This window comes from Propioniciclava sp. (genome assembly GCF_047602245.1).
Classification (GTDB): domain Bacteria; phylum Actinomycetota; class Actinomycetes; order Propionibacteriales; family Propionibacteriaceae; genus Propioniciclava.
This window is the reverse complement of sequence record NZ_JASGHT010000001.1, coordinates 2,301,883-2,318,502: the sequence shown is the minus strand read 5'-3', so window position 1 is coordinate 2,318,502 and position 16,620 is coordinate 2,301,883. Positions and strand designations below refer to the sequence as shown.

Below are 16,620 nucleotides of genomic sequence, written 5' to 3'. Positions count from 1 at the left end.
GGCTGCTTCGCACCTGCGGACTCTGACTAGCCCATTTACCGCAGATGCGGAGCCTTTGCGCCCCATAATTTCGCAACTTCGGGAGTATCTAAATCGGTCAGCGCGGGCTGCGGCGCCCGCACCCGGGCCAGGTCGAGCCCGCCCAGCAGCCGGCGCACCGAGACGTCCCGGCACTGCGCCAGATCCCGGACGGCCGCGGCCAGCGCCTCGGTCCGGTAGCGGCCGGCGAGGTACTGCGGCCAGCCCTCGTCGTCCTCCAGGACAACGCCGTCGACGCCCGGAGCCGCGCCGGCGAGCAGGTGCACCACGGCGTCCGGATCGGCCAGATCGCCGGCCAGCAGCATCACCTCACCGGGCCGGACGCCGCCGAGCGGAGCCTCCTCGGCACCGGGCTTCGGCAAGCCGCCCTGGCCTCGCCCGACCCGGCCCGCGATGCGCCCCTCCCAGATCTCCAGCGCGGCGGCGATGCCGGCCACCGGCCCGCCGAACGGCGGATCCTCGCGCCGGAATCCGACTCGCGCGTCGTCGCGCCAGCCGTCAGGACGGTCGCCGGCGATCACCACCGCGTCCGCCCAGCCGAGCGCGGCGGTGACCACCCGCTCCAGCACCGGCCTGCCGTCGAGCAGGAGCGCGAGCTTGTCGGTGCCCATCCGGCGGGAGCGCCCCCCGCCCAGCACGATGGCCGCGCGCACCGGCCTACCCGCCGGCGAAGGGCGGCAGCACGTCGACGCAGGCGACGCCCTCCAGGCTGGCCGACGGGTCGGCGACCCGGGCGCCGTCGGCGAGCAGGGTGCTGACCCGCAGCACGGCGGCCAGCCGCTCGTTGCCCTCGCCCAGGCGTGCGAGAAGGGCGGACGCCGTGGCCACCCCGTCCACCGAGGTGGCCTCCATTCCGGCCGCCTCGGCGGCACCTGCGAAGAATCTGACCTGCATGCGCTCTCTCCTTGCCTCGTCCACTTCGTTATACCGCTACCTCGCCGTAGCGCTCAGCCGCCGATGGCGCTCATAGTGCGGGCCGGCTGCACGAAGCCGGCCTCATCGATGCCGTGCGCGCGCGACTTGCCCCATTGGGCCACGCTCCACGCCTCGGCCAGGTCGTCGTCGCTGCCCCCACCGCGCAGGATCGCGCGCAGGTCGGATTCCTCGCGCGCGAACAGGCAGTTGCGAATCTGCCCGTCGGCGGTGAGCCGGGTCCGGTCGCAGGCCCCGCAGAAGGGGTGCGTGACCGACGCGATCACGCCCACCGAACCGGCCGGACGATCGCCGCGCGCCTCGATGCGCCACAGTTCGGCGGGCGCGGCGCCCCGGGGTTCGACCGCGGGCGCGAGGTCGAACGCCCCAGCGAGGGCGGCGAGGATCTCGGTGGCGGTCACCATGTCGTCACGGCTCCATTCGCCGGACGGGCCGAGCGGCATCTGCTCGATGAACCGCAGCTGGTAGCCGTGGCGCAGGCAGAACTCGGTGAGCGGCACGATGTCGCCCTCGTTGACGTCGCGCATCACCACCGCGTTGATCTTGACCGGCAACAGGCCCGCCCGTTCGGCGGCTTCGATGCCGGCGAGGACGTCCGGCAGCCGGTCGCGGCGGGACAGCCGGGCGTAGCGGGCCGGATCGAGCGAGTCCAGGGAGATGTTCACCCGGTCGAGGCCGGCGCGGCGCAGCCCGTCGGCGCGGCGGTCCAGGCCGAGGCCGTTGGTGGTGAGCGCGAGCTCGGGGCGTCCGTTCGGCCCGGCCAGCGCCGCGGCGACCGCGACGATGCGCTCCAGGCCCTTGCGCATCAGCGGTTCACCGCCGGTGAACCGGATCCGGGTCACGCCCAGGCGGGTGACCGCGACGCCGAGCAGCCGCACCACCTCGTCGTCGGTCAGGGTGTCTTCGGTGGGCAGCCACTGCAGCCCGTCGGCGGGCATGCAGTAGCTGCACCGCAGGTTGCAGCGATCGGTCAGCGAGACGCGCAGATCGCGCGCCACCCGCCCGTACCGGTCGGCCAATTCTCCAAAGAACACGGGCAAACCCTACCCCGGCATCTCCGGCGGCCGGCAGAGGCCGGAGGGTCATCTGACGATTTCCTCGGCGAAGAACGTTATCGGAATGACACAATGGCTTGCGTGACCGCCACCCAGCCCCATGGCTTGGGACCAACTCGCGCTCAGGTCCTGGCACTGCTGCAGGGCGCCACCGACCCGGTCTCGGTCAACGAGATCGCCGAGAAACTCGGCGTGCATCGCAACTCGGCCCGCTTCCACCTGGACGCCCTCGTCGCCGCCGGCTACGCCGAACGCGCCTCGGCGCCCGCCGGGGCCCTGGGGCGTCCGCCGCTACTGTACGGGCCTACCGCGTCCGCCCCCTCACTCACCAACAGCCACCTGCTCGAACTCGCTGACACGCTGCTGGCCTATGTCACCACCACGGCCTCCGATCCCGTCGCGGCCACCGAAGAGGCCGGTCGCACCTGGGGAGCCCGCGCTGTACCGGCCGGCGTGCCGCCCTGTGCGGTCCGCGAGGGCCTGACCCGGGAGTTGCGCGAGCGCGGCTTCGGCACCGAACGCGACGGAGACACCCTCGTCTTCCGGCGCTGCCCGTTCCGGGGATCGATCTCGCCCGAGCAGATGCCCCTGGTGTGCGCCATCCACCAGGGTTTTCTCGAGGGCTATCTGGCCGCAAGCGGCGACGAGTTCCACGCGGGCAAGCTGGCCGTCGGCCCGGCGCTCTGCACGGTCACGGTGACCCCGGACGCCGCGACCACCGCCGTGGTCGCCTGACCCCATGACGATCACCGAAGCCCTGCTCGGGTTCGCGATGATGGTGGCGCTGCTCACCGTCATTCCCGGCATCGACACCACCCTGGTGCTGCGCAGTTCGCTCACCCGCACGCGCGGCTACGCGTGGGCGACCGCGCTGGGCATCTCGACCGGCACCGTCGTGTGGGGCGTCGCCGCAGCGGCGGGGGCCACCGCGTTGCTGGCCGCGTCCTCGCTCGCCTATCAGGTGGTCAGCCTCGCCGGGGCGCTCTACCTCGCCGGGCTCGGGGTGTCGTTCATCCTCACCAGCTTCCGGACGCCGCCGGCGTCCGAAGCCGAGGCCCGGTTGCCCGAGCCGACCGGGGGCGCCTGGCGCGCCTGGACGATCGGCCTGACCACGAACCTGCTCAACCCGAAGGTGGGCGTGTTCTACCTGGCCACCATCCCGCACTTCATCCCGCCCGGCACTTCGCCGCTGTTGATGGGCGCGCTGCTCGCGCTCACCCACGCGGTGCTGAACCTGCTGTGGAGCGGCGCGATCATCCTCGCCGGTTCGGCGATCGGACGCCGCATGCGCACCCCCGGCGTGCTGCGCTGGCTGGATCGCGTCACCGGCGGCGTGCTGCTCGCCTTCGGCGTCCGGATGGCATTCGACTCCCGGGCGTGACGAACGCGACGGCCCGGCGGATGCCCGGCCCGTCCTGCCTGGCCGAGGTGCGGCGTCCTCCCCGAGAATGGGAGGTATCGCCGGTGCGCTTGGCACCGACCGCCCCATCCCGAACAGGAGCGAGGACCATGGCAGAGGCCACCATCAAGCACGTCACCTTCCGCAATGCCGACATGTACTGGGATATCGCGGCCGACCTCTACTTCCCGCCGAACTTCGATGAGGGCTCCAGCTACCCGGCCGTCGTGGCGGCGCACCCCATCGGCAGCTGCAAGGAGCAGACCGCCGGCAACGTCTACGCGACCGCGCTCGCCGACGCCGGTTTCGTGGTGATCGCGTTCGACGCGAGCTTCCAGGGCGACAGCGGCGGCACGCCGCGCCGCCTCGAAGACCCCAACCAGCGGGTGGAGGACTTCAGCCGTGTCGTCGACTATCTGGTCACCCTGCCCTACGTCGACGCCGACCGCATCGACGTCCTCGGCGTTTGCGGTGGCGGCGGGTACGCGTGGGCGTCCGCGAAGACCGAGAAGCGCTTCAAGGCGGTCGCCTCGATGACCGGCGTGAACTGGGGACGCCTCTCCCGCGACAACTCCGCCCAGCAGGGTGGGCCGCTCGCCGCGCTCGCGGGCATCGCCCGGCAGCGCAGCGCCGAGGTGCGCGGTGAGACCGGCGGCGCAGTGAGCGCGGCGTTGCCCCCGTCGGCCGAGGTGGCGCAGCAGATCGGTGACATCGACGTGATCGAGGCCTACGACTACTACTGCACGCCGCGCGCGCAGCACCCGCACGGCACCGCAACCTTCGACATCGCCCACGGCGCCACCGTGATGAGCTGGGACGCCTTCCACCTCGCCGAGGAACTGCTCGACCAGCCGCTGCTGGTGGTGATCGGCGACAAGAAGGGCGCCTTCGGCGCCTACGGCGACGGCCAGGAGATCTACCGCCGCGCGAAGTCGGAGCACAAGCAGCTGCTCGAACTCGAGGGCGTCTCGCACTACGACCTCTACGACCAGCCGGTCGGCGCAGGCCAGGCACTCCAGACGGCAATCCCCTTCTTCCAGAAGTACCTCTGATCCCGCCGGCCTCGCTTCGGTGCGCACGGGCATCCGAAGCCGCCCCGGTCTCCGCGGCGTCCTAAGGTGAATCCATGAAGATCGTTGCGCACAGCGACCATGCCGGGATACGGATCCGACTGGAGATGATCGAGCAGGCCCGTGAGCTCGGACACGAGGTGGACGACCTGGGTCCGGTCGAGGGTGAGCGGGTCGACTATCCCTACGCGGGCGCGGTGGTCGGGCACAAGGTGGCCGCGGGTGAGTACGACCTGGGCATCCTCGTCTGCGGCACCGGCGTCGGCATCTCGATGGCGGCCAACAAGGTGGCCGGAGCGCGTGCGGTGGTGTGCTCGGAGCCCTACACCGCGCGGCTGTCGCGGCAGCACAACGCCTCCAACATCGTCGCGGTGGGTGAGCGCGTCGTGGGGCCGGGCGAGGCCCGGATGATCGTGGAGGCGTTCCTGACCACCGAGCCGGCCGGCGGACGCCACGCGCAGCGGGTCGAGATGCTGAAGGCACTCGACGCGAGCATCGACCTGGAGGAGCTCCGGAAGATGGGGCCGGCCTGCGCCGGCTGAACGGGACAACGTCGGGTGCACCCCGCGGGGCTTTCCCCCGGGACGCACCCGACGTTTCTGTCGGCGCGGCGCGATCACCCCGGCGTTGTGTCACATTTCGGCACTGCGCGCCTGGGCGACCAGGTCGGCAACTCTCTCCTTCAGCGGCGCGGGCAGGGACTGCTCGTCGAGATCGAGGAATCCCTGGACGATCAGGTCGCGTGCGGCGTCCTCGTCCATGCCGAGCGCCATCAGGTAGTCGACCTTCTCGTTGTCGACCATGCCGACCGAGGCCTCGTGAGACAGTTCGGCGCGATCGGTGCGGGCCTGCAGCGAGGGCACCGAATCGATCGATCCTTCACCCGACAGCATCAGGCCGTCGCATTCCAGGAACCCGCTGCACCCGGGTGCGGTGCCGACGAGCGTGGACGCGTTGAGGATGTGACCGCCGTCGGAGACCATCCGGGCCACCTGTTCGGCGTGGGCTCCGTCACCGGCGAGATCGGTGGTCAGGTGCATCTCGCGGTGCGTGCCCTTCGGGGCGAAGACGACCGAGTGGGCCGACTCCACGCCACGGGCCGCGACTTCGGTGGTCGAGGTCGACACATGCCGGCGAATCGCTGAGACCGCCACCGATACGCCTGACACCACGGCGTCCTCGCCGATCCTGGTGGCGCCGTAGCTGTGCACCTCCATCTCGCGGCCCCAGCGCTCGACGCTGAGCGAGCGCATCCGCGCGCCCTTGCCGACGAAGGTCTCCGAGATCGACACGTGCTTACCGTGGGTGAGCTTGGGCGTGACACCGGATCCACTCAGGCAGTCCACCTCCGCCCCCTCGCCGATGACGGTGATCGAGTGCACGAACTGCCGTTCCTGCGGCACCGTCATCAGGTCGAAGGATTGCAGCGGGCGGGTGAGCCGGGCGCCGTCGTGCACCCAGGTGAACACACCGAACGGACGCCGCGACGACTCGAACGCGCGCCGCAGCGTCTCGTCGCTGGTCGGGTCGATCAGCGAGAACATCAGGTCTTGCACCCAGGGATAGGTGACCAGGGCGTCCGCGAGCGGCATCACTTCGACATCGCCGTCGTGCGACACGATGCGCTCGAAGTGGTGATCGACGAGCACGGTGGTGGCGCTCGCCTGATCTTCGGAAACGTAGCCGATGCTCTCCAGCAGGTCGGCGGTGACCGAGAGGTGGCCGAGTCCCGCGATGGGCGTGATCTCGGTACTGGTGGGTGGTGCGTAAGTCGTCATCGTTCTTGTCCCTTCACAACGGTGTGATGCCGGATCGCTGGGCAGGTCGCGCTACGCGGCGAAGCCCTGCCGCCGCATCCGCTCGAACATGGAGTGCGCGTCGCCGGTCTCGACGATGCGGCCGTCGGTCATCGTGTGACCGATGGCGGTGTCGAGATGGTCAAGGATGAATCCGGTGTGCGTGATGATCAGCGCGCCGCGCGGACGTCCGTCGGCCGTCGGCGTATCGAGGAGTCCACGGATGGCCTTGCCGACCACGGCGACGTGTTCGAGATCGACGCCCGATTCCGGTTCGTCGAAGAGGCAGAGCGTGGGCTGCTGCAGCAGCAGCTTCATCACCTCCCAGCGCTTGGTTTCACCTCCGGAGAAGCCGACGTTGACGTCGCGGGGGACCAGCTGGCCGAGCCTCATCGTCTCGGCCGCCGCCTGCAGGTGTTCGTCACGGCCGATCGCGTGCGCGAGCTTGGCGACGGTCACCCCCGGCAACTGCGGCGGACGCTGCGCGGCCATCCCCAGCCCGAGCCGTGCCCGTTCGGTGACGGACGCCTCGGTGATGTCGATGCCCGCGAACTCGATCCGGCCCGAGCTCACCTGGAACGGCCCGGTGCCCATGATCGCGTTGAGCAGCGACGACTTGCCCGAGCCGTTGTGGCCGAGCAGGACGTGGGTCTCCCCTTCTCTGACGGCGATGGACACCTCGTGGCACACCGTCGTGCCACCGACGTTCACACTGACGCCGTCAAGGCGCAGCAGCGGATGCTTCCCGGTCTGTTGCTCGGTCATCGATCTGCCGTTCTCGTCGTTCGTCGCGCCCAGCGCGAAAGCGCCGAACGCCTTCCCACGACCTCACCGCCAAGCCTCCCGTACAGCGAGGTAAGGCAAGCCTAACTCTGATGCCGCGGGTTGTCCGGCGTTTCATCCCTCTCGCGGGAAGGCTCCGGCAGCGGCCCGGCGGTGCGGTCGCCGCGGAGCCGTTTGATGACGAGTTCGGCCGAGATCAGGCACATCGGCAGCCCGATGCCGGGCAGCGTCGTCGCGCCCGCGTAGAGCAGTCCCTGCACCGTGCGGGAGGCGTTGCGCGGCCGGAACGGGCCGCTTTGCGGGAGCGTGTGCGCGAGCCCGAGCGAGTTGCCGCGCCAGGCGTGCAGGTCGGCGGCGAAGTCGGCGGGTGCGACGGTGCGGCGCACCACCACGCGGTCGGCCAGATCGGGGATGCCGCACCAGGTCGCGAGTTGCGCCAGCACCCGGTCGGCCGCCTGCTCGATCACCGGGTCGCCCGCGCCGTCCACGCCACCTCGACCCAGACCAGGGTCGGCCGGGACGGGGACGAGGATGAACAGATTCTCATCACCCGGCGGTGCGACGGAGGGATCAGTGGCGCTGGGCCGGCAGACGTAGACCGATGCCGGATCGGGAATGCGCTGCTCCGGGCCGAAGATCGCATCGAAGTTGGCCTGCCAGTCGGCGGCGAACAGCAGCGTGTGATGGGCGAGTTGCGGCAGTTCGCCGCGGACGCCGAGCATGAGCAGCAGCGCGCCGGGGCTGGGCGTGCGGCGATCCCACCATCGTGGCGGGTAGGTGCGCTCCGCCTCGTCGAGTAGCACGGTCTCGGTGTGATGCAGGTCGGCGGTGGAGACGACGAGGTCGGCGGGGACCTCACGGCCGTCCGCCACGCGCACGCCGCGGACGCGTCCGCCCTGGGTCAGGATGCGGATGGCGGGAGCGTTCGTCTCGATCTGCACCCCGGCCGCGACGGCGAGGCGTTCGATGGCGGCGATCACGGTGGTGAAGCCGCCTTGGGGGTATAGCACGCCCTGGTTCAGATCGAGGTGGCTCATCAGGTGGTAGAGGCTCGGCACCCGGTCGGGGGAACCGCCCAGGAACACGGCCGGGAACCCGAGGATCTGCCGCAGCGCGGGGTCGGTGAATCGCCGGTCGATGTGCCTGGCGAGCGGCCGGAGCAGCAAGGGGGCCAGGGCGGGCAGACGCCGGATCAGGCGCGGGTCGAGTAGGCCGCGCATCGTCTCGTAGCTGTCGTACAGCAGCCGCGAGACGGCCAGATCGTAGGCGTCGCGGGCTGAATCCAGGTAGGCGTCCAGCCGGCGCCCCGCGCCGGGCTCGATGCGTTCGAACAGGGCGGTGGCCTCGTCCCGGCCGGACAGCACGTCCACGGCTTCGGCGGCGCCGCCGGACGCCGGCTCGCGATAGACCCGGTAGGCGGGGGTGAGCCCGATGAGGTCGAGCTCACGGTCGGCGCTGGTTCCCATCAGGCGGAAGAAGTGCTCGAACACCTCCGGCATCAGATACCAGCTCGGGCCGGTGTCGAACCGGAAGCCATCGGCCTGCCACGATCCAGCCCGGCCGCCGGTCTCATCCCTGGCTTCCAGCACGGTGACGGCGAGGCCCTCCCGGGCGAGCAGCGCCGCGGTCGCCAGACCGGCGATACCTGCCCCGATCACCACCGCACGACGGCCCGGCGCGCTCACGACGCACCGCCCGTGAACGGATCGAGCAGCAGGACGCGGACGGCGAGCAGCGCCTTGTGCGGGGTGCTCACCCGGACGCGTTCGTCGCCCCCGGCGGTGGCCAGGCGGGCGGCGAGCGCGGAGAACAGCGCGTGGGCGAGTGCGACGGCTCGCCGGCAGTCGGGAGGAAGGAGCGGGATGCACCGGGCCGCGGCGTCGAGGTCCTGCTCGATCCGGGCCAGCGATGCGGCTCTGGCTCGGGGCGTGGCGGAGGTGCCCAGATAGTCGCGTCCGAGCCGGCTGCGGTCATCCGCGGCGTCGCGCAGGAAGTTGATCTCCTGGAAAGCCGCGCCGAGCCTGCGCGCCCCCTCCCGGACCAGCCGATCCGGCAGCACCCGATCGCGACGGCCCGCGTTGACGAAGACCTGCAGGCACATCAGCCCGACGACTTCCGCCGAACCGTAGATGTAGCCGATGCGGGACGCCTCGTCGTGCTCACGAGTGTCGAGGTCGGTGCGCATCGAGGCGAAGAAGGGCCGCACCAGATCGGCGCCGATCCCGCACTCGCGTGCGGTCCGGGCAAAGGCATGCACGACGAGGTTGGCGCTGAACCCTTCGTCGAGGGCACGCAGCGTCTCGGCCTCCAGGTCGTCGATCGCCCGGCGCGTTGCGTCCCGGTCGAGGCCCGCTTCGGCGGCGGGGCCGTCGACGATCTCGTCGGCGATGCGCACCAACGCGTAGATCACCCGCACATGGGTGCGCACGCGGCGTCCGAGCAGCCGGCAGGCCAGGCCGAAGGACGTCGAGTATCCGGCGATCACCGTCGAGGCGGCACGGTCGGCCGTCCGGTCGTAGAGGCTAAGTCCGGTCGCGGCGGTCATGGGATGCGTTTCCGGATCGATACGGCGATGTCGTCGAGTATGTCGCGCGCCGCGGCGGGCAGCGCAGCCGTGGTGGATGGGTCCTGCGCCGCCTGGAGGTTGTCATCGATCAGTGCCCGGACGACCGAGCGTGCGCCGGTCGCCTCGACGGCCGCCTGCGCGACCCTGACCGCCGCCGGGCCGTTGCCGGCCAGCGCCACCGCTGCTCTCACCTCGGGCCAAGAATCGTCCTGGCGCGCAAACGCGATCAGCGCGGTCTGCTTGCCTTCCCGCAGGTCTGCCCCCGGCTCCCGGCCGGCCTGTTGCGTCGTGCCGAAGGCACCGATCAGGTCATCGACGAGCTGGAAGGCGAGCCCGAGCAGGCGTCCGGTCTTCGCCAACGCCTCCAGAGCATCGTCGGGAGCGCCGCCGAGCAAGGCCCCGGCCCGCAAGGGGGCGCTGAAGGAGTAGAGGGCGGTCTTGTCCCGGGTCGCGGCGAGCACCGCATCCGCGGCTGCCTCATCCGGCAGCGTCGCGTGTTCGACGTCCGCGAGCTCACCGGTGGCCGATACCAGGATGGCCTCATCGAGCAGATCGAGCAGGCGATGTCGCTGCCCCTGCAACACCTCGGCGCCGGCGATAAGCCGCGTCGCTTCGTGAAGCAGGATGTCTCCGGCAAGGATCGCTGCCGCCTCCCCCAGTTGCGCGGCCCGGTCCGGATCCGCCCCGGCCTCGCGCGCCCGCTCCCGGAAGAGGCCGGACACGTTGGGTAGTCCGCGACGTTCCACGTCCCGGTCGATCACATCGTCGTGAAGCACGAACGCCGTGTGCAGCAGTTCGAAACCGGCCGCCACATCGGTCACCGCACTCGTGAAGGGGGCGCCGTCGCTGAATGCTTGGAAGGAGGCCAACACCAGCCGGGGACGAAACCGTTTCCCTCCCCTGGCGGCCTCACAGGCGGCACGCACGATCCGGGCGGCGCCAGGACCGTGGCGCTCGGCACGCTCGGACAGTCGCCGCAACGCGCTCTCGACCGCCTCGTCAACGGCGTCCCCCGCCAACGCGGGCAGATTGGTCAGCGCGAGCATGAGTCGTCCACCGCCGTCACCCTCCTCGACCGATCCACTCACTACAAGTTAGAAGAAGGATACTGTCACCTTCAAGCGATAGTAACCCTGAGTTGAATATCTACCAATCTTCAGTGCTTGGGCTTACCATGTCTGCCATGGAGGAGCAGGACGCACGGTCGGCTCACGACCCGATCGTGGAGCGCCTCTACGATCTCGACGCCAGGTCGCCGGCCCGCTCGGTCGTCGAGGGGACCGACCTCTCGGAAGGGGATCTCGCCCAAATCACCCGCCTGATGAGGGCGCTGGCGGAACTGCGAGAGACAGAGAAGGCGATCATGGAGGCGTCCGAGAAGTACATGAAGCTCAGCGCCCAAGACATGCGCGCGCTGCACTACCTGATGGTCGCCAAGAGCCGTGGCGAGACGGTCACCCCCGGCATGATCGCCGCATTCCTGAAGATCTCCGCGGCGTCCACCACGAAACTGTTGAACCGGCTGGAGCGCGGCGGTCATGTGGTGCGCCGGGTGCATCCGACCGACCGGCGCGCGTTCGCCATCGAGATCACCCCCCACACCGAGGAATCCGCGCAACGAACCGTGGGCAAACAGCACGCCAAGCGCCTGCATGCCGCCGCCCGCCTGACCAGCGAGGAACGCGAAACCGTCACCCGCTTCCTGCAGGAGATGGCCCGCGACATCTCCATCACCAATGCGGAGTGGGCTCATGATTGACGCGCACCCCGCCGGCCCGCACCAACCAGGGGCCTCCGATGACCTTCGCCTGGGACCAGTGGCAGTATCTGATCCTGATGGCAGGATGCCTCGCCATCACCCTGCCGCTGGAGTGGCTCTTGGACGCCCGCGTCTATCGCCGCCCGCTGCGGGCATTCCAAGCCGTCCTCGTCACCGTGATCGTGTTCTCGGTGTGGGATGTCATCGCGATCGGGTTCGATCTGTGGACGTACAGCCCTCGGTTCACCACCGGGATCATGCTTCCCTTCGACTATCCGGTCGAAGAGCTCGTCTTCTTCGTGGTGATCCCGCTGTGCTCGCTGCTCACCTACGAAGCGGTGGGCACCGTGCTTGCCTGGCTCTCGAAGCGGCGCCCCTCACGCCGGAAGGAGGGCGACGATGCCTGAGTACACCGTGGCCACCCTGCTCAGCATGCTCGCGGTCATCGCGATCGAGGTCTTCTGGCTGCGCACCGGCGTGTTCGGCAGCCTGCGCTACTGGATCTCGATGGGGATCATCTTCTTCTTCCAAGCCCTGGTCGACGGTTGGCTGACGAAGCTCTCCGACCCGATCGTCCTCTACCACCCCGACCGGATGACCGGCATCCGCTGGCCCTGGGACATTCCGATCGAGGATTTCGGCTTCGGCTTCGCCATGGTCACGCTCACGATCATCGTGTGGAGGTTCTTGACCCTGCGCGACACCCAGCAGCAGGCCTCACCGTCCGAGCAGCACCGCGCCGGACGCCGGACCTCGAAGAGGAACCGCACATGACACCTCCCTACCCCGGCCGGGACACCCGGGCCGTCCGGCTGCGAGCCGAGACCGGCGCCGACCACGTCGGCAGCCCACGCTCAGTGCTGGTCGTCGGCGGCGGCATCGCCGGCCTGGCCGCAGCGATGGGCCTGGCCGAACGCGGCGTGCAGGTACGCCTGGTGGAGCGCGAACACGAACTCGGTGGTCGGGTCCGCGCCTGGCGCACCCAGATCGGTGCCGATCCGGTGACGATGAGCCGGGGCTTCCACGCCTTCTTCCGGCAGTACTACAACCTGCGCGCCCTGCTGAGCCGAGCAGGGTCACTCGACAGCCTGCTACGCCCGATCGAGGACTACCCGGTGGTGAGCGGTGGCGGCGATCGCGACTCGTTCACCAGCATCCCGCGCACGCCACCGTTCAACTTCATCACCTTCGTCGCGAAGAGTCCCACCTTCCAGATGCGCGAATTGCGCCGGGTGAACCTCGACTCCGCACTCTCCCTCCTCGACGTCTCCTTCCCCCAGACGTTCCGAGAACTCGAGAACCAGAGCGCCGCGGAGTTCCTCGACCGGCTGCGTTTCCCGCCGCGTGCCCGGCATCTGGCACTGGAGGTCTTCGCCCGGAGCTTCTTCGCCGACCCACGGGAGTTTTCCGCCGGCGAGCTGGTGGCCATGTTCCATAGCTACTTCCTCGGCTCGGCCGAGGGCCTGCTCTTCGACGTGCCCCGCGACGACTACGACACCTCGCTGTGGTCGCCGCTGGGGAAGGCGTTGGAGCGCGAGGGTGCGCAGCGCGTCACCGGCGAGGTCGTCCGGCTGGAACGATCGGACGCCCGCGACCTGCCCGGAGCATCCCCCAGATGGCGTGCGCTGCTGGCCGACGGCTCCCCTCTCGAGGCGGACGCGGTGGTGCTGGCCGCGGGCCCGGATCAGACCCCGGGCATCGTCGCGCGCTCACCGGAGGTCGGCGACCAGGACTGGCGCCGCCGGGTTGCCGGCGTCCGGCTCGCCCCTGCCTTCGCCGTGTGGCGGCTGTGGATCGACCGTCCGCTGCACCCGGATCGTGCCCCGTTCCTCGGCACGGCGGGCTTCGGCCCGCTCGACAACATCAGCGTGCTCGATCGCTTCGAGGACGGAGCTGCGGCGTGGGCCCGTCAACGCGGCGGCAGCGTGATCGAGCTGCACGCCTACGCCATTGCTGAGGATCGCGATCCGGAGGCGCTGCGCACCGAACTACTGCATCAGCTCGCGCGGGTCTACCCCGAGGCGGCGCAGGTGCGCGTGCTCGGCGAGCAATGGCTGGTGGAACGTGATTGCGCGCTCGCCGGGATCGGCCCGTGGGATGACAAACCCGGCGTCTCGACACCCGAGCCCGGCATCAAACTCGCCGGTGACTGGGTGCGCAGCGATCTGCCGATCGCGCTGATGGAACGCGCCGCCACCACCGGCTGGATGGCGGCGAACCAGCTGCTCACCGGCTGGGGCGTCGCCGGGCACGACCTGTGGAGCGTGCCGCTGAATGCCCGCCAGCAGTGGCCGGGTCAGCTGAGGAGGCTGCTCACGCACCGCTCGCGAAGCCGATCCTGAACTCCCGCAGCTGATAGCCCTCCAGCAAGGTGTCCCACTGCACGACCGGCTCCGTCACCACCGTCGCGCCGGCCGCGAACAGCTCCAGCAGCAACGCATCGGTCTCCAGCAAGGCCAGCGGCGCCCCCGGGCAGCGGTGCGGGCCATCGCCGAAGCTCAGCCCTGAACGGTCGGACGCACGCAAGTCGCGGTCGGGACAGATCACGCCCGGACGCTCCCCGAAGCGCTCGGGATCAAGGTTGGCCGCGCGCACGTCGATGTCCACCAGGGTGCCCGCGGGGTAGGGGCAGCGCTGTGGCTCGGCGCGCGCCTCGTCCGGACCGTCATCTGCGACGACGCGGCGGTAGAGGTGACCGACCGGCGGCTCGACACGGATGATCTCGTGCAGCAGCCGATGCCTGGTGCGCTGGTCGGCGCCGAGATAGCGATCTCGGAGCGGCTCATTCCTGGCGAGATGCCAGAACGCCGCGCAGATGAACTCCCGGGTCGTCACCATGCCCGCAGTGCCGTAGGTGAGGCATTCCATCAGCACTTCGCTCGGGCGGTAACCCTGATCGAGCAGGAAGCTGATGATGTCGTCCGCTCGTTGTTTCCGGCGTCGCTTGATCGCCGGGCGGACGTCGCGCAGATGGAAGTCGAGCAGCGGGACGAGCGCCCGCCGCGCGGCCTCGATCCACTGCTTGGTCGTGCGACCATGACCGAGCTTGGTGTGATCGACCGGCGGCTGCTCGAAGAAGCGGGTGAGCCGCTGCGCCAGTTGCTCGACCGGGCTTTCGGTCAACCCGACGATCGCGGACGCGACCGCCACCGAATAGTGCAGCGCGAGTTCGTCCAGCAGGCAGCCGCCGGCCGCGCGAGCGCGCCCGACCCGCTCCTGGGCGGTCTGCCGGATGAACGATCCATGCCGTCGTTGCAGGACCTGTGGGGCGAAGAAGCGCGCCAGTTCGCTGCGATGGCGGTCATGAGCCTCCCCATCATCGAAGAGAATCGGACGCCGCCGGAACATCCAGTGCGGGATCCGCTCTGAGGTGAACCCCGCCTGCCTGGTGCGCGCGGCATCGCGCAGCACCCGAGAGGCGGACTCGATATGGTGCAGCCGCACCAGCCGCGGCTCGTCCTCACCGTCCATCGCGGGCACGTCCGGCCGGGTGATCAGGCGGTCGCTGTCGGCGTCCCACCGCCCTGCGCTCATATCGCCACCTATGCGCGTCCGTCCGCTTGCCGCGAGCCAGTCCCGAGACTTCGAAAGCCCCGAGAATACCCCTCCCGCCGAAGTGGTTACCATGCAAGCGCGGCACACTGCTCGACGAGATCAAGGCGAGGCTGGCCCCGCCACCCGCACCCTCGCTGACAGAATGGAGAGAGTCGAATGAGCGGAACCCATCCCACTCCCGTCCGGCCTCGGGCTGAGTCCTGGCGGATGACGAAGAACCGTTTCCTGCTGATCCAGATCTTTCGCGCCGGCCTATGGCTCCCGGTGATCCAGACCATTCTTTGGGTCGCCGGCGGGGTGCGTGACGGCGATTTCGTCGAATGGGCCACCGGCGAACTCGGCCCTCGCGGGGACAATACCGCCCTCCTTGTCTTGGCAGGGATGTTCGCCGTGCTCGCGCTGCTACCCGTGCTGATCGCCGCCAGCGATGCCCGCCCGGTCCGGATCGCGGTGTTCGTCATCAGCATCGCGTTGGTGTTGTTCGCCACGAAGGACTGGATCGGCTACCAGAGCCCGCTGCCCTACCAGCTCTTGCTCAAAGCTCTTCACACACCGCTGGCGCTGCTCGGCTGTTGGATTGCCTGGTCCTGGATGCGAGAAGGCGCCGAAGACTCACCCCACCGCAGCCCTGGATCTGCGCGGTGAGCGTCGTAGCGACATCCTGATCGGGTCGCCCCCGAAGAGACCTTGCGACTGATCGAGACAAAGTCACCGACAGAGTCGGCCAGGCCAGGCCAGGCCCCAAGCGGCGCGGCCACACACGACACCGTGACGCGCGACGCGACAGCCTGCCCGTCTGAGGGCGGCACGTATCGTGATCTGAGTGACGATGTTCGACGACCTGGGCGTGCCGGTTGAGGTGCGGACCAGCCCGCGACGGGTGGTCAGTTTGGTGCCCTCACTCACCGAGGCGATCGCGGCAACCGTGCCCGGCGTGCTGGTGGGGGCGACCGATTGGTGCACGCACCCGGACGGCCTGGACGTCGAGCGCGTCCGCGGCACGAAGAATCCCGACCGGGCAAAAATCGCCGCCCTGAAGCCCGATCTGGTGATCGCCAACGAGGAGGAGAACCGCAAACTCGACGTCGAACGACTCCGGGACGCCGGCATCACGGTGTGGGTGACGAAGATTGACAGCGTGGACGAGGCATTCCGAAGCCTTGAGCGACTCTTCCGTGACGCGTTCGGGCTGACGGCGCTCCCCCACTGGCTGCACCAAGCCCGCGACGTCTGGGATGCTCCGCCGAGGCGTCCGGGACTGCGGGTGGCCGTGCCGATCTGGCGCGATCCGTGGATTTGGGTGGGCGCGCACACCTACGCGGGCGACGTGATGGAGCGCCTGGGGTGGACGAACGCCGCCGCCAGTCTGGGCGAACGCTATCCACACGCGGACCCAGCGCGGACCGTGGCCGCATCGGGCGGTATGGACGCCGTCCTACTGCCCGACGAGCCGTACGCGTTCGGTCCTGACGACGGACCCGATGCCTTCCCGGCAACGCTCCGGACGGTCGCGGTCCCAGGGCGAGCGCTGTTCTGGTATGGCCCGGCGATGATCGAGGCCCGCGAAACCCTGGAGGCATCAATCAACTGAGCACCTCGGTTAACACCTCGGTTTCCATCTTCCGAGCGCCCGTGCCGCAAGGATGAGGGCAAGAACCAGCATCG

The 16,620-nt window shown here is 69.7% G+C and carries 19 protein-coding genes; 10 read left to right on the top strand and 9 right to left on the bottom strand.

All coding sequences use genetic code 11. The annotated features are described in order from the left end of the window. Positions 1–35: 35 nt before the first annotated feature. The 3 genes from QM708_RS11045 to moaA are packed head-to-tail and all read right to left on the bottom strand — an operon-like array spanning position 36 to position 2,006. On the bottom strand, positions 36–692 hold the full coding sequence (locus QM708_RS11045; RefSeq protein ID WP_415108156.1) for a molybdenum cofactor guanylyltransferase: 657 nt from the start codon (positions 690–692) through the stop codon (positions 36–38). A gap of 4 nt (positions 693–696) precedes the next feature. Continuing rightward, a complete protein-coding gene (locus QM708_RS11040) occupies positions 697–933 on the bottom strand; it encodes a MoaD/ThiS family protein (RefSeq protein ID WP_415108153.1) in 237 nt (78 codons plus the stop codon). Between the two features lie 53 nt (positions 934–986). After that, positions 987–2,006, bottom strand: coding sequence for a GTP 3',8-cyclase MoaA (gene moaA, locus QM708_RS11035; RefSeq protein ID WP_415108150.1), 1,020 nt, complete (start codon positions 2,004–2,006; stop codon positions 987–989). Positions 2,007–2,108: 102 nt separating this feature from the next. On the opposite strand from moaA, the gene QM708_RS11030 reads away from it, so the two are divergent. The 4 genes from QM708_RS11030 (at position 2,109) to rpiB (ending at position 5,038) form a co-directional block, all read left to right on the top strand. Continuing rightward, complete coding sequence (locus QM708_RS11030) at positions 2,109–2,762, top strand: helix-turn-helix transcriptional regulator (RefSeq protein WP_415108147.1); 654 nt, start codon at positions 2,109–2,111, stop codon at positions 2,760–2,762. A 4-nt stretch (positions 2,763–2,766) separates the two neighbouring features. Continuing rightward, positions 2,767–3,408, top strand: a complete 642-nt coding sequence (locus QM708_RS11025) for a LysE family translocator (protein WP_415108144.1) — start codon at positions 2,767–2,769, stop codon at positions 3,406–3,408. Positions 3,409–3,536: 128 nt separating this feature from the next. Further along, on the top strand, positions 3,537–4,478 hold the full coding sequence (locus tag QM708_RS11020; RefSeq protein WP_415108141.1) for an alpha/beta hydrolase: 942 nt from the start codon (positions 3,537–3,539) through the stop codon (positions 4,476–4,478). Between the two features lie 74 nt (positions 4,479–4,552). After that, positions 4,553–5,038 (top strand): ribose 5-phosphate isomerase B, encoded by a 486-nt coding sequence (gene rpiB, locus QM708_RS11015; protein ID WP_415108138.1) that lies wholly within the window; start codon positions 4,553–4,555, stop codon positions 5,036–5,038. A 90-nt stretch (positions 5,039–5,128) separates the two neighbouring features. Here rpiB and QM708_RS11010 read toward each other — a convergent pair whose 3' ends face one another. The 5 genes from QM708_RS11010 to QM708_RS10990 all read right to left on the bottom strand — a co-directional run bounded on the left by QM708_RS11010 (position 5,129) and on the right by QM708_RS10990 (position 10,687). Beyond that, positions 5,129–6,274 (bottom strand): SufD family Fe-S cluster assembly protein, encoded by a 1,146-nt coding sequence (locus tag QM708_RS11010; protein ID WP_415108134.1) that lies wholly within the window; start codon positions 6,272–6,274, stop codon positions 5,129–5,131. Positions 6,275–6,325: 51 nt separating this feature from the next. Further along, positions 6,326–7,057 carry an ATP-binding cassette domain-containing protein gene (locus tag QM708_RS11005; protein ID WP_415108131.1) on the bottom strand — a complete coding sequence of 244 codons (732 nt, stop codon included), beginning with the start codon at positions 7,055–7,057 and terminating at the stop codon, positions 6,326–6,328. A 101-nt stretch (positions 7,058–7,158) separates the two neighbouring features. Continuing rightward, entirely contained in the window at positions 7,159–8,760 is a 1,602-nt protein-coding gene (gene crtI / locus QM708_RS11000) for a phytoene desaturase family protein (protein WP_415108128.1), read from the bottom strand. Next, a complete protein-coding gene (locus QM708_RS10995; protein WP_415108125.1) occupies positions 8,757–9,620 on the bottom strand; it encodes a phytoene/squalene synthase family protein in 864 nt (287 codons plus the stop codon). Before QM708_RS10995 ends, crtI begins: the two co-directional genes overlap by 4 nt. Then, the gene (locus tag QM708_RS10990; protein ID WP_415108122.1) at positions 9,617–10,687 is read right to left on the bottom strand and encodes a polyprenyl synthetase family protein; all 1,071 of its coding nucleotides are present in this window, start codon (positions 10,685–10,687) and stop codon (positions 9,617–9,619) included. The genes QM708_RS10995 and QM708_RS10990 overlap by 4 nt, the downstream gene beginning before the upstream one ends. Positions 10,688–10,824: 137 nt before the next feature. Here QM708_RS10990 and QM708_RS10985 point away from each other — a divergent pair, with 137 nt between their 5' ends. The 4 genes from QM708_RS10985 to QM708_RS10970 are packed head-to-tail and all read left to right on the top strand — an operon-like array spanning position 10,825 to position 13,742. Then, on the top strand, positions 10,825–11,400 hold the full coding sequence (locus tag QM708_RS10985; RefSeq protein ID WP_415108119.1) for a MarR family winged helix-turn-helix transcriptional regulator: 576 nt from the start codon (positions 10,825–10,827) through the stop codon (positions 11,398–11,400). Between the two features lie 38 nt (positions 11,401–11,438). Beyond that, positions 11,439–11,807 (top strand): lycopene cyclase domain-containing protein, encoded by a 369-nt coding sequence (locus QM708_RS10980; protein WP_415108116.1) that lies wholly within the window; start codon positions 11,439–11,441, stop codon positions 11,805–11,807. Then, complete coding sequence (locus QM708_RS10975) at positions 11,800–12,174, top strand: lycopene cyclase domain-containing protein (protein WP_415108114.1); 375 nt, start codon at positions 11,800–11,802, stop codon at positions 12,172–12,174. Before QM708_RS10980 ends, QM708_RS10975 begins: the two co-directional genes overlap by 8 nt. Then, positions 12,171–13,742: an FAD-dependent oxidoreductase gene (locus tag QM708_RS10970; RefSeq protein WP_415108111.1), complete on the top strand. Its 1,572-nt coding sequence runs from the start codon at positions 12,171–12,173 to the stop codon at positions 13,740–13,742. The genes QM708_RS10975 and QM708_RS10970 overlap by 4 nt, the downstream gene beginning before the upstream one ends. Here QM708_RS10970 and QM708_RS10965 read toward each other — a convergent pair. After that, the gene (locus QM708_RS10965) at positions 13,714–14,934 is read right to left on the bottom strand and encodes a cytochrome P450 (RefSeq protein WP_415108108.1); all 1,221 of its coding nucleotides are present in this window, start codon (positions 14,932–14,934) and stop codon (positions 13,714–13,716) included. The genes QM708_RS10970 and QM708_RS10965 overlap by 29 nt on opposite strands. A 228-nt stretch (positions 14,935–15,162) precedes the next feature. Between QM708_RS10965 and QM708_RS10960 the strand changes: the two genes are divergently transcribed. Both QM708_RS10960 and QM708_RS10955 read left to right on the top strand, forming a co-directional pair. Further along, positions 15,163–15,600 carry a hypothetical protein gene (locus QM708_RS10960; RefSeq protein ID WP_415108106.1) on the top strand — a complete coding sequence of 146 codons (438 nt, stop codon included), beginning with the start codon at positions 15,163–15,165 and terminating at the stop codon, positions 15,598–15,600. A 184-nt stretch (positions 15,601–15,784) separates the two neighbouring features. Continuing rightward, positions 15,785–16,546 (top strand): helical backbone metal receptor, encoded by a 762-nt coding sequence (locus tag QM708_RS10955; RefSeq protein ID WP_415111389.1) that lies wholly within the window; start codon positions 15,785–15,787, stop codon positions 16,544–16,546. The last annotated feature ends 74 nt before the right edge of the window (positions 16,547–16,620 follow it).

What these genes read in the sequence shown, in the direction of transcription:
- QM708_RS11025 (WP_415108144.1), top strand. Translation starts at nt 2,767, where the DNA reads ATGACGATCACCGAAGCCCTGCTCGGGTTCGCGATGATGGTGGCGCTG.
- QM708_RS10990 (WP_415108122.1), bottom strand. Translation starts at nt 10,687, where the DNA reads ATGCTCGCGCTGACCAATCTGCCCGCGTTGGCGGGGGACGCCGTTGAC.
- QM708_RS10970 (WP_415108111.1), top strand. Translation starts at nt 12,171, where the DNA reads ATGACACCTCCCTACCCCGGCCGGGACACCCGGGCCGTCCGGCTGCGA.
- QM708_RS10965 (WP_415108108.1), bottom strand. Translation starts at nt 14,934, where the DNA reads ATGAGCGCAGGGCGGTGGGACGCCGACAGCGACCGCCTGATCACCCGG.
- QM708_RS10995 (WP_415108125.1), bottom strand. Translation starts at nt 9,620, where the DNA reads ATGACCGCCGCGACCGGACTTAGCCTCTACGACCGGACGGCCGACCGT.
- QM708_RS11020 (WP_415108141.1), top strand. Translation starts at nt 3,537, where the DNA reads ATGGCAGAGGCCACCATCAAGCACGTCACCTTCCGCAATGCCGACATG.
- QM708_RS10960 (WP_415108106.1), top strand. Translation starts at nt 15,163, where the DNA reads ATGACGAAGAACCGTTTCCTGCTGATCCAGATCTTTCGCGCCGGCCTA.
- QM708_RS11040 (WP_415108153.1), bottom strand. Translation starts at nt 933, where the DNA reads ATGCAGGTCAGATTCTTCGCAGGTGCCGCCGAGGCGGCCGGAATGGAG.
- QM708_RS11005 (WP_415108131.1), bottom strand. Translation starts at nt 7,057, where the DNA reads ATGACCGAGCAACAGACCGGGAAGCATCCGCTGCTGCGCCTTGACGGC.
- QM708_RS10985 (WP_415108119.1), top strand. Translation starts at nt 10,825, where the DNA reads ATGGAGGAGCAGGACGCACGGTCGGCTCACGACCCGATCGTGGAGCGC.
- QM708_RS10980 (WP_415108116.1), top strand. Translation starts at nt 11,439, where the DNA reads ATGACCTTCGCCTGGGACCAGTGGCAGTATCTGATCCTGATGGCAGGA.
- QM708_RS11010 (WP_415108134.1), bottom strand. Translation starts at nt 6,274, where the DNA reads ATGACGACTTACGCACCACCCACCAGTACCGAGATCACGCCCATCGCG.
- QM708_RS10955 (WP_415111389.1), top strand. Translation starts at nt 15,785, where the DNA reads ATGTTCGACGACCTGGGCGTGCCGGTTGAGGTGCGGACCAGCCCGCGA.
- QM708_RS10975 (WP_415108114.1), top strand. Translation starts at nt 11,800, where the DNA reads ATGCCTGAGTACACCGTGGCCACCCTGCTCAGCATGCTCGCGGTCATC.
- rpiB (WP_415108138.1), top strand. Translation starts at nt 4,553, where the DNA reads ATGAAGATCGTTGCGCACAGCGACCATGCCGGGATACGGATCCGACTG.